6 protein-coding genes and 3 pseudogenes are annotated in these 9,278 nt (G+C 67.4%); 7 read left to right on the top strand and 2 right to left on the bottom strand.

Features of this window, described 5'->3' with window-relative positions; all coding sequences use genetic code 11:
- Positions 1-94: 94 nt before the first annotated feature.
- A pseudogene (locus tag ACFYPA_RS34890) lies at positions 95-657 on the top strand (IS5 family transposase); the annotation flags it as partial.
- Positions 658-666: 9 nt separating this feature from the next.
- On the opposite strand, the gene ACFYPA_RS34885 reads toward ACFYPA_RS34890, so the two are convergent.
- Complete coding sequence (locus ACFYPA_RS34885) at positions 667-903, bottom strand: hypothetical protein (protein WP_389136552.1); 237 nt, start codon at positions 901-903, stop codon at positions 667-669.
- Between the two features lie 495 nt (positions 904-1,398).
- On the opposite strand from ACFYPA_RS34885, the gene tap reads away from it, so the two are divergent.
- From tap to ACFYPA_RS34865, 4 genes and pseudogenes are all read left to right on the top strand, one after another.
- Positions 1,399-3,543, top strand: a complete 2,145-nt coding sequence (gene tap / locus ACFYPA_RS34880; RefSeq protein WP_389136549.1) for a telomere-associated protein Tap — start codon at positions 1,399-1,401, stop codon at positions 3,541-3,543.
- Between the two features lie 10 nt (positions 3,544-3,553).
- Positions 3,554-4,108, top strand: coding sequence for a telomere-protecting terminal protein Tpg (gene tpg / locus ACFYPA_RS34875; protein WP_359080414.1), 555 nt, complete (start codon positions 3,554-3,556; stop codon positions 4,106-4,108).
- A 581-nt stretch (positions 4,109-4,689) separates the two neighbouring features.
- Positions 4,690-4,868, top strand: a pseudogene (locus ACFYPA_RS34870) (transposase); the annotation flags it as partial.
- An 84-nt stretch (positions 4,869-4,952) separates the two neighbouring features.
- Positions 4,953-5,549, top strand: coding sequence for a hypothetical protein (locus tag ACFYPA_RS34865; protein WP_389136546.1), 597 nt, complete (start codon positions 4,953-4,955; stop codon positions 5,547-5,549).
- Between the two features lie 64 nt (positions 5,550-5,613).
- Here the strand turns inward: ACFYPA_RS34865 and ACFYPA_RS34860 are convergent, their stop codons facing one another.
- A complete protein-coding gene (locus ACFYPA_RS34860) occupies positions 5,614-7,722 on the bottom strand; it encodes a HEAT repeat domain-containing protein (protein WP_389136543.1) in 2,109 nt (702 codons plus the stop codon).
- Between the two features lie 385 nt (positions 7,723-8,107).
- Between ACFYPA_RS34860 and ACFYPA_RS34855 the strand changes: the two genes are divergently transcribed.
- Positions 8,108-8,545 (top strand): hypothetical protein, encoded by a 438-nt coding sequence (locus tag ACFYPA_RS34855; RefSeq protein ID WP_389136541.1) that lies wholly within the window; start codon positions 8,108-8,110, stop codon positions 8,543-8,545.
- Positions 8,546-8,691: 146 nt separating this feature from the next.
- Positions 8,692-9,017: pseudogene (locus tag ACFYPA_RS34850) on the top strand (transposase); the annotation flags it as partial.
- Positions 9,018-9,278: the final 261 nt, after the last annotated feature.

The raw sequence follows: 9,278 nt of genomic DNA, 5'->3' as shown, positions 1-9,278 counted from the left end.
TCACACTAGGAATCCTCACCGAAACTGAGCCCGGCACCTTCAGTAAGCAGCACTAGCCAAACCAGGAACGGACATCAACTCACGAACCGCACACTCAACAGTCTGTCGGGCTCACCAGCACGCCGCCGGAGCCAGGAAAAAGGGGATCCCGATCGGGCCGAACCCGACGATCATGCACTCGGACGCTCACGTGGTGGCTTGAGCACGAAAGTTCACCTTGCCAGTGACGGCCAGGCGCGACCGTTGGGCTTCCATGTCACCGCGGGCCAGGCCGGAGACGCACCGGCCTTCGAGGCGGTCATGGCGAGGATCCGGGTGCCCCGGAGCACAGTCGGCAGACCGAGGACTCGGCCAGAGACCGTTCTCGCGGATCGCGCGTACTCTTCCCGCGCGATCCGCAGGCACCTTCGTCGTCGCGGCATCCGTGCCGTCATTCCTCAGCCCACCGACCAGGTAAGGAACCGCCTACGGCGAGGCAGCGCAGGAGGACGCCCGCCTGGTTTCGATGCTGAGACGTACAAGCAGCGCAATGCTGTCGAGCGGTGCATCGATCGGTTGAAACAGTGACGCGGCCTGGCGATGCGAACGGACAAGCTCGCCATTGCCTATCAGGCCGCACTCCACTTTGCCGCCATCCTCATCTGGATCCGGCAGTAGCTGGCTCGGTCAACGGTCGACCGCCCAGCGCGCGTCCGCGGGCCAAGTCCCCCTGCTGACGATGTGGTCGACGATCCTGAACGCTTCCTCAAGCGGCACGGTGTCCACGTCCGGGTATTCGTCGTACTGCCCATTGGACAGAACGAAACCGCCACTCGATCCCTCAGCTCCAGGGTCGACGGCATGCTCGCCAGCATCATCCTCACCATCCATCAACACCACCAGCGCGCGCTCGGCGTTGGTCACGAAGGCCAACTTGCGGCCGGACGAACTGACCAGCCATGTCTCAAGCTGCCCCTCGCCGATTTTCGCCCGGAGGGCGTCTCCAGCACCACCTGCACAGCACTGCCGTCATCGACAACCCACGACTCGATCATGAGCACGACGATCCCACAGACGGACCTGAGAGACAGTCCCTAGCCGCAGTCGCCGTGAGCTACGTGCTGTGGGCCCAGAAGGGGATGGGATAGGTGTGGGCGTCGCCGGGTGCGAGGCGGAGTGGTCCGAGGGGGCGGTGGGCGAGGTTGGGGGAGAGGTCATTGATTGCGAGGGCCGCGGCGGCGAAGCACACGGCTCTTGTTCGTCCGAGAAGCCCTGTATGCGTTTGCTGCGGGAGAGGGTACCGGCGGTCGGGTCCTATCCGTGCTTGGAAGTGCGCGTGATGAACGTTTGGTAGTGCGTTGGAAGTCTGTTGATGGTTTGTTTCGGTGTATTGTTTAGGTGTGATCGGGGAGGCTTGTGATGTCTGAGCTGTTCGATGCGGTTGATGCCCTCATTGCGGGCCATGCGCCCTTGCCACAACCGGGAGAGCGGGAACGGCTGCGTAAGGCGCACGGTCTGACGCAGGAGCAGGTTGCCTCCGCGCTGGGTGTGCGCCGGGCGACCGTGGTGTCATGGGAGAGCGGCAAGACCGAGCCACGCCCTCCGCAACGCGAGGCGTATGCGCGGCTGTTGGACGGGCTCGCCGAGCTGTACCCCGCCCCGCCGGTCTCGCGGACGGCACCAGCGGCCGGCGAGGCCGCTGCGGCGTCACCGACCGCCGCGTCTACCCAGGCCGTGCCCGCGCCCGTGCCCGGCCGGGAGCCCACCGCAGCAGCCGGCGCCGCCGGGCCCGAACCTGCTCCTACGGCCGCGAGGCCACCACGCACGATGGTTCGCCGCCCGGCACCCGCGGAGGCCACCACCGCACCGGCGGTGAACGATCCGCGGTTCGCGAACGGCCCGCTGGCCGTCGTCGACATCGAGGACGGGCACCCGGTTGCGTACTGCGTCGGCGGCCTCGTCCTGGACGTGCCCGCCAAGTCCGTCCCCGCTCTGGTCGACTGGACGCTGAACGAGGCGAAGCTGGGCGCATCCCGCCTCAACGGGGCCGGTAAGGACGCCGACCCGCTGATCGTGCTGACCCCCGCCGCGTGTGAACGCTACGGTCTGCCTGTGCGGCTCAGCGACGAGGAACGCACCTCGGGGCGGCTCCCGGAAGGCCATAAAGTCAGCAAGCAGCTCGCCCGGGCAGACTGGCAGCTCACCCGCCGGGGCTTCGGCCCCTGGGCCCGCATCTACCGCCCCGCCCAGGGCGGAAAGCGGGCCTGCGTGCAGCTGTGCATCCCCTCCTGGGACGCGCTCGACACCCGCAGCTGGGGGGACGCCGGACAGCTCCCGGCCCCCGAACTCGCCCGCGTGCTGGGCACCTACGCCACTCGCGTGATCACCCCGCGCGGATCCACGGCCGTCACCGGCCTGGAGCTGATGACGGCGCTGCACCCGCCCACCCGGGCGAGCGAACCCGATGGCGCCGGCAAGCGGCACAGCCAGCACAACCCCGGCTCCCTGGGCAAGGAACCCGTGAGCTGCGCACCGTGCGAGGCGCCCGACGGGCACCCGCTCCTGGCTGATCTGCCGCGCTTCCATCAGCGCACCCCGGCCGAGATGCTGATGGAAGAGGCCTACGACTGGACCCGCCCGCTCACCGACGAGGAATGCACCAAGCGGTATGTGGTGGGCATCGACGTCAACATGGCCTTCGCCGCAGCCGCGAACGGCACCACCGTCGGCCTGGGCGCACCCACCCAGCTGCGCAACCCCGCCTTCGACCCGAAGCTGCCCGGCTCCTGGCTCGTGGATCTCTCGCACATCGAGCTCGGCGACCGGCTCCCCTCACCGTTCACCCCCCGGGGGGAGCGCCCCACCGGGCCCGCGTGGTACGCGACACCGAGCGTCGCTTACGCCGTCGAGCTCGGCTACCAGGTCACCCCCGTCGAGGCCTGGGTGCGCTACGACAGCGGCCGCTACCTCGACGGCTGGTACAACCGCCTGCGCGACGCCTACATGACGACGATGGCCGACCTGGGCGTCACCACCGACCTGACCCCGGCCGGATTCCTGGCGGCCATGGACGGCCACCGCCTTCGCGACCCGCAGATGGCAACCGTCCTGTCCGCGGTCAAGGCCACCGTCAAGGGCGGCCTCGGCAAGCTCCGCGAACGCCCCCGCGGCGAGAGCTGGAAACCGGGGGAGCCCTGGCGGGCCCTGTCCCGCCCTACCTGGCGCCCCGACATCCGTGCCGCCGTCATCTCCAAGGCCCGTACAAACATGCACCGCAAGATGCTCAAGCTCGCCGACGCCACCGGCCAGTACCCGCTCGCTGTCCTCTCCGACTGCGCCGTCTACGCCAGCGACGGCCCCAGCCCGCTCGACTTCCTCCCCTACAAGGACGGCAAGCCACTGCCGGGCGGCTTCCGCCTCGGCGTCAGCCCCGGCATGGTCAAGCACGAAGGCACCCAGAGCACTCTGTGGGCCGAGAGCGTCCATGAACAGCACGGCCGGGACGAGAACATTGCCCGGTACATCAAGGACGGCCACGTCACCCGAACAGACAACGGGGAGTAGGAAGTAACCGATGGGACAGCTCGCCGACGGGCTCGACAAAGCCGTCCACAAAGCCTTCACCCGACCCATCCCCACTTCGGCCGGCGCCCGCATGCGCTACCTCGTCCGGCAGCTGAAATCCACCAGAGCCGCAGCCCAGCGGCTCGGCATCAGCCAGCGCACCGTCGAACGCTACGTCAAGAACCAGATCAAAACACCCCGCAAGGACCTCGCCATCCGCCTGGAGAGCGAGGTCAACAAGCGCTGGCAGCCACAGATCCGCGCCCAGGCCAAACAGAAGGCCGCCACCACCCACGGCATCATCATCGACACCCGCGCCCGCTTCGGCTACACCGCAGCCCCCGGCAGCACCGACGACGCCCGCCTGCGCCACCTCACCATCGCTCTCCCGCCCCCCTACGCCGCACGCCTCTTCGAAGCCCGCGACCAAGGCGCCAGCGACCAACAGCTCCAGAACATCGCCGCCGAAGGGCTCCAGGAGACCTACTTCAGGGACGGCGGCCGCCGAGCGGGCGGGCTCCTCGTGGAGTTCACCGACGTCGAGCACATCGAATTCGACCTATAGCCCTCGTAACAGGATCATGCGGCACAGTCCCAGTAGTCCCGTCGTGGTGGATCGTGGCCGACGGCTTGTGTGGGGAAGAGGGGCTGGATGAGCGTGATGTGGGCGGCGACATCCCCGGAATCCGGACTGTTCCATCCGGTTGAGAGATGTTCAGAGGTGAAGGATCTGTCAGATCGCTTCAACCAACCTGCGTTCCCGTGGCCAGGGGTATCTCGAGGTACGGTCGCCGAACAGGGAGTTCCCGGTGCTGATCCTGGCCTTCCAAGAAGATCACGCGGTCGTCCACCTGATGAGTGACACCAAGCGGATGTCTTTGCTCGTCGGAGACGGCACTGTGCCCTCGGGTGCCGAGGTCGAGGTATTTCGCCGTCGTCCTTGTGAACATGATGTTCCCTGCGTGGAAGGAACTGGACACCTGCAAGCTCAAGAAGGGCATCGCGGAAGCAGACGCGTAAGAGGGTGGTATGACGATGTATAGGCGTTAAATGACAACGAGTTCGAGCGCCCCGCGCACCGCCACCATCTCGCCCGACACGGCGGCAGATTGGTCGGGCTGCGGTCACCTGTGCCGATGGCTCCGCGCCCGCAAGGGCGTCGAGTCCTCACAGCGGATGGGCCGTCATCGCTGGGTGGTCGAGAGAGTTGTGTCCTGGCTGGCTGCCGAAGACTCCACCGCCGCTACGAACGCAAAGCTGGGCACTTCCTCGCATTCGTTGGCGTAACCGCGGCTCTTATCGGTTACTGCCGGTTGATCCAGTGACGGTGATCCGGGAGCGACCGTCGGCGACGCCTGTGGTGTCAGTGACAGCTCGTAGGGTGCGCTGGTATTCGACGAGGAGGTTCCATGGGCTTTTCCGGTCATCTGGTCTTTGCGCGCTACGAGCGCCCCTGGCTGGAAGCACCCCTGTTCGACGGTGCTGATCCAGGGCTGAAGGACGACGTGCATGAGTGGCAGCCGCGACCGGGCGGGTGGCAGACCCTGCAATTGGAACAAGGCATCTGGGAGGACGAGTACCTGTCCATCTTGGTCGAATGGTCCGGCGCACCGGCCTGCGTCGCCGATGTCTCCGACAGCAGCATCGCCCTCGTGACAGGCCTGGACACCAACGGGAACCGCTGGCAGGCATGGCTCAACCTGGACCACGCCGCTGCCCTCCTCGTCAAGGAACCCGAGGACGTGGACGACATGAGCGTGTGGATAGCCACCCCCGAGTTCGAAGAAGCCATCGGACACAAGCGCGCAGAGCTCGATGCAGAGGTGCCGGCCGACGCCAAAGGCGCTCTAATATGGGCTTCAGCAGCCGGTCTCCAGGCCGCAGCACAGCAGCCCCGGATCGAGGAACTGCTGCGCGCACGGGAGACCTTCGTGGAAGAACTGTTCGACGTGCTCCTGGATGAACTGGGCTTCCCTGAAGCCGCCCACTCCGCACCTCAGCCATAAGAAACGACCCCTAGAGCCGATGAGTGGTCAATTCGCCCTTCGGCAGGTCGAAGGCCAGATCGTGTTAGCTAAGGCGAGCCTGGATGTTGCGGCAGAGGAGCTGTACCTCTGCGTCGTTGTCGATGCTCCGGAATCGTCCCCCGCGTTGGGGCAGCGCGAGCTCGGCGTGGATGCGGGGGAGTGCTGGTGCTGCGGCGGGGCCCATTCGGTCGAGGCAGGCCAGGACGTGGTTGCCTGTCGCGTCGTTCTGCTCCCAGGCGGCCAGCAGGGTCTGCACGACGATGTCGGCTTCGGTCTCGCCTCCGATGTCCCAGATGGCGGCTGCGGCGTGGACGCGGGTCCACTCGTATCCAGCGTCAAGTAGTTCGCGCAGGCGTGGCAGTGCGGTCTGGGCGGGTGGGCCGATGCGGCCGAGGGTGTCGGCGGCGTCGCGGTTGCAGTGGCTGTCGAGCAGGGCCTCCAGTCTTGGCACGGACTCGGCGGCGTTGCGCCCGAGTTCCCACACGGCGGTTGCGGCGGCCGCGCGGAGATTCACGTCCTTGGCGTCGGTCAGCGGGCGGATGACCGTGAGGGCAGGTGCGGCTCCGGGGCCGAAGGATGCGAGGGCGGTCACGGCGGAGGTGGCGGTGGACCAGTGTTCATGCCGGGCCGCAGCGCTGACGGCATGGGTGAGTGCGGGTAGGCCCGCGGGGTGACGCAGTGTGGCTAGGGCGGATATGAGGGCGCCGGTGTTCGTTGCGGGCCACTGCTTTGAGAGGTCGGCCTCGGCAAGGAGCCGGGCCAGTCTCGGCACGAGTTCCTCGGCGGCCGGGCTCAGGTGCCCGGCGACCTGAATGGCACGCCATGCGTCGCAACCGGTGTCCAGCGCGGTCAGCAGGCAGGGCAGGGCGCGTACGTCGCCGAGGCGTGCGAGCGCCATGACGGCTTCCTGATGTGCACGGCGCCGCAGCGGGTGGGGAGTCGCCCACACGTCCATTCCGTGCGCAGCGCGGTGGGCGTCGACATAGGCGGCGAGGGCTTCACGGGCCGGTGCGCAGACAAAAGGCAGGGATCCAAGAGTTTCGGCGGCCGCGGCGGCGGTGTACGGATCCTCGGGTATCAGGCATTCCGTGAGGAGCATGACGAGGGCGGTGTGCTCGCCCCTCCAGGAGCTGATCAGGTCCTTGGCCATACGGATCGCGTCGTACCGGGTGGCGCGGTCCGGGCTGCGGAGCTGTTCCGTGAGCAGCGCGGTGCGCTCGGGCAGGCGTGCGTCGAGCACCGCGTGGAAGCGGCGCAGGAGATCGGTGGTGGGTGCGTGTACACGGTTGTGCTGCTCAAGGTCGGCGAACGCGGCAGCTATCTGCGGCGGCACATCCTGCGCCGTTGTGGTTGCCGGCCCGGCAGCGCGCGCGTAGGCGTCGGCGTCGGGCTCGCACTCTTTACCTCGTGGTCCGGGCTGGGGTGCGGGCGTGAGCTGTCGGAGCAGCCTGATCGCTGTGGGGACGGTGTCGGTGTCGATGCTCGCGGGGGAGCAGCGCGCCTTGTGGACGAGGGCGGCCAGGCAGATGTCGGGATCTGCGGTGGCTTCGCCGGCCAGGGTGTCGAGCCATGCCGTGACGGAGGAGCGGGCTGCCGGCAGCCGCAGCGCCAGGTCTGCCATCGTACGGACAACCAGTAGCCGCTCGACCGTCCCGCGTTCTGCGGACAGCCTGTCACGCAGGAGCGCAACGGCGTGGTCGGCGTCTTCGAGGAAGTGGCCGAGGCCCTCTATCGCCGGCTGGCGTACGGAGGCGTCGGGGTGGGAGGAGTGGGAGATGAAGATGTCGGCGCGCTCGCGTATGAGGGCCAGGCTGTCTGCGCCTGCTGTGGACTCGGTGCCCTCCGGTGAAAAGTAGAGGCCATCGCTCCGGTCGGCGGATTCGCGGCCGATGCTGAGCAGCAGCTGCACGATGGAAGCCCGGTCGGGGGTCGCTGCGTCGTCGGCCATGGTGAAGAGGAACGGCAGGCTGGCCGCCGTACAGGGATACACGTCACCCTGGTGGTGGGCCGCGTTGTAGAAGTCGTCGAATGCCCTGTCCCTGACTGCTGGGTCAGGGGAGGCCATCGCCCCCAGCCACACGGGGACTTCGACGGCGGGGCCATAGGCGTGGCTCATCGACGACCAGTCGATGAGGTCCAGTTCGTTGATCATGGGCGGCACTCTGCCGGAGGGCACTGACAATGACTCCCGGCACTTGGGCGGGTGGGTGCCTGTCGCTTGCAGCCTGAGCAGCGCGTACGGCGTGGCCGCAGAAACAAGCGGGCCCCAAGGCGCCCGGATCGTCCGCCGCCGGCCGTGCCCCCACGGCGCCAGAATCGCCTCACACTCCGGGCAAGTCAGCAGACCCTGCCGAAGCTGATGCTCCACCAACAGCCCGTCGGAACCAGCACCGACACCTCCGCCTGACCTGCACTGATCAGCCGGCGCCTCGAGAAGCAGGCGGGTGATCATGCCCGGATCACCCGGTCAGCGGCCTCGTGCGAATCGGCCTCGCCCTGCGGTGCTGTCCTTGCTGGGCAGCAGGGATGATGCCTCCGTGGCAACCCACCTTGAGCTCTTCGCGGACTACTTCCAGATTCACATCCTGGATGAGGGATCCGGAGGTGATTTCAGCGGCGTGCGGACCGAACAGACCGTCGTTGACGGGCTAGGCGTTATTGATGATGCCCTGGCCATCGGCACGGCTGTCAACGACACCGTGACGGTCAGTGTCCATGTCCTCGCAGATCAGCCGTACGACGCCAGCGACGGCTTCGACCACGTCGTCGAGGCGAGCCTCCACGCGCCCTCGGGACGGCTCATCGTGATGGGGTGCGACTGGCCGGCACCCGACCACCCTCTGGGACATGCTGAGGTCAAGGCAGTTAATGAGCTTCTCTGGGAACGCAGAAGTCAGGGACTTCCTGACGTTGCGGCCGCACTTCGGGAGTTGCGCGCCTCAGTAGAGTTCCCCTGGACCGTTAGCCTGCCTTGAGGGGCCCTGAGCTCGAACAGCGTCTCGTGCCGAGTCCGCTCACCATGGTGACTCCTCGAACCCAGCGCGTCGTCCCGTGCCCCAAGTAGGGAGGGGTGGGCTCCGCAACCGGAGCCCACCCCTCCCTCGCCTATGCCCCGGGACGGGCTGATCGTCGTTGTGTTCCGGCACTACGAGTCGCGGGCTGCCGAGTCGAAGCCAGTGCTCCACGATCACGCGGTCGTCTCGATCCGCGCGTTAAAGGGGGCTCCAAGACGGGACGAAGCCCTGCTGACCGTGGCAGGGCGGGTAGCAAGCATCATCTGATCACCGATGCCACCGGCATCCCGCTCGCCGCCACCCTGACCGGCGGCAACCGCAACGATGTCACCAGCTGATCCCACTTCTCCAGGCTGTGCCGTCCCTGTGGGGCAGGCGTGGCCAGCCCCGGTGCCGCCCGAATGTGGTGCTGGGCGACCGCGGCTACGACCACGGTGCCGACGCGCCGGGTATCGGCGTACACGCGGGCCCTGACCCCCAGCACACCGGCAAATCCGCCGGATCGCTCCAAACCGTCCGGGGCGGAAGGACCTTCCGGAGCAGAGGACGGTCGAGGAGATGACGTACTGAAAGAAGTTTCGAAGGTGGGCGTGAACACCGCGTCGCCGGGCACAAGGCCTATCGCACCGAGGTCTTGGCATTTGGAGCTGGTCGGGATCTCACCAAGGGCCGAGCTCGGGGCCATTGTGAAACT

The organism is Streptomyces sp. NPDC005775, assembly GCF_042871565.1.
In the GTDB taxonomy this organism is placed as follows: domain Bacteria; phylum Actinomycetota; class Actinomycetes; order Streptomycetales; family Streptomycetaceae; genus Streptomyces.
The sequence above is the reverse complement of the archived record's forward strand: the minus strand, read 5'-3'. Positions and strand labels throughout refer to the sequence as shown.

Bases quoted from the DNA above. Each gene is read 5' to 3' on its own strand.
- tap (WP_389136549.1), top strand. From the start codon at position 1,399: ATGTCTGAGCTGTTCGATGCGGTTGATGCCCTCATTGCGGGCCATGCG.
- tpg (WP_359080414.1), top strand. From the start codon at position 3,554: ATGGGACAGCTCGCCGACGGGCTCGACAAAGCCGTCCACAAAGCCTTC.
- ACFYPA_RS34865 (WP_389136546.1), top strand. From the start codon at position 4,953: ATGGGCTTTTCCGGTCATCTGGTCTTTGCGCGCTACGAGCGCCCCTGG.
- ACFYPA_RS34860 (WP_389136543.1), bottom strand. From the start codon at position 7,722: ATGATCAACGAACTGGACCTCATCGACTGGTCGTCGATGAGCCACGCC.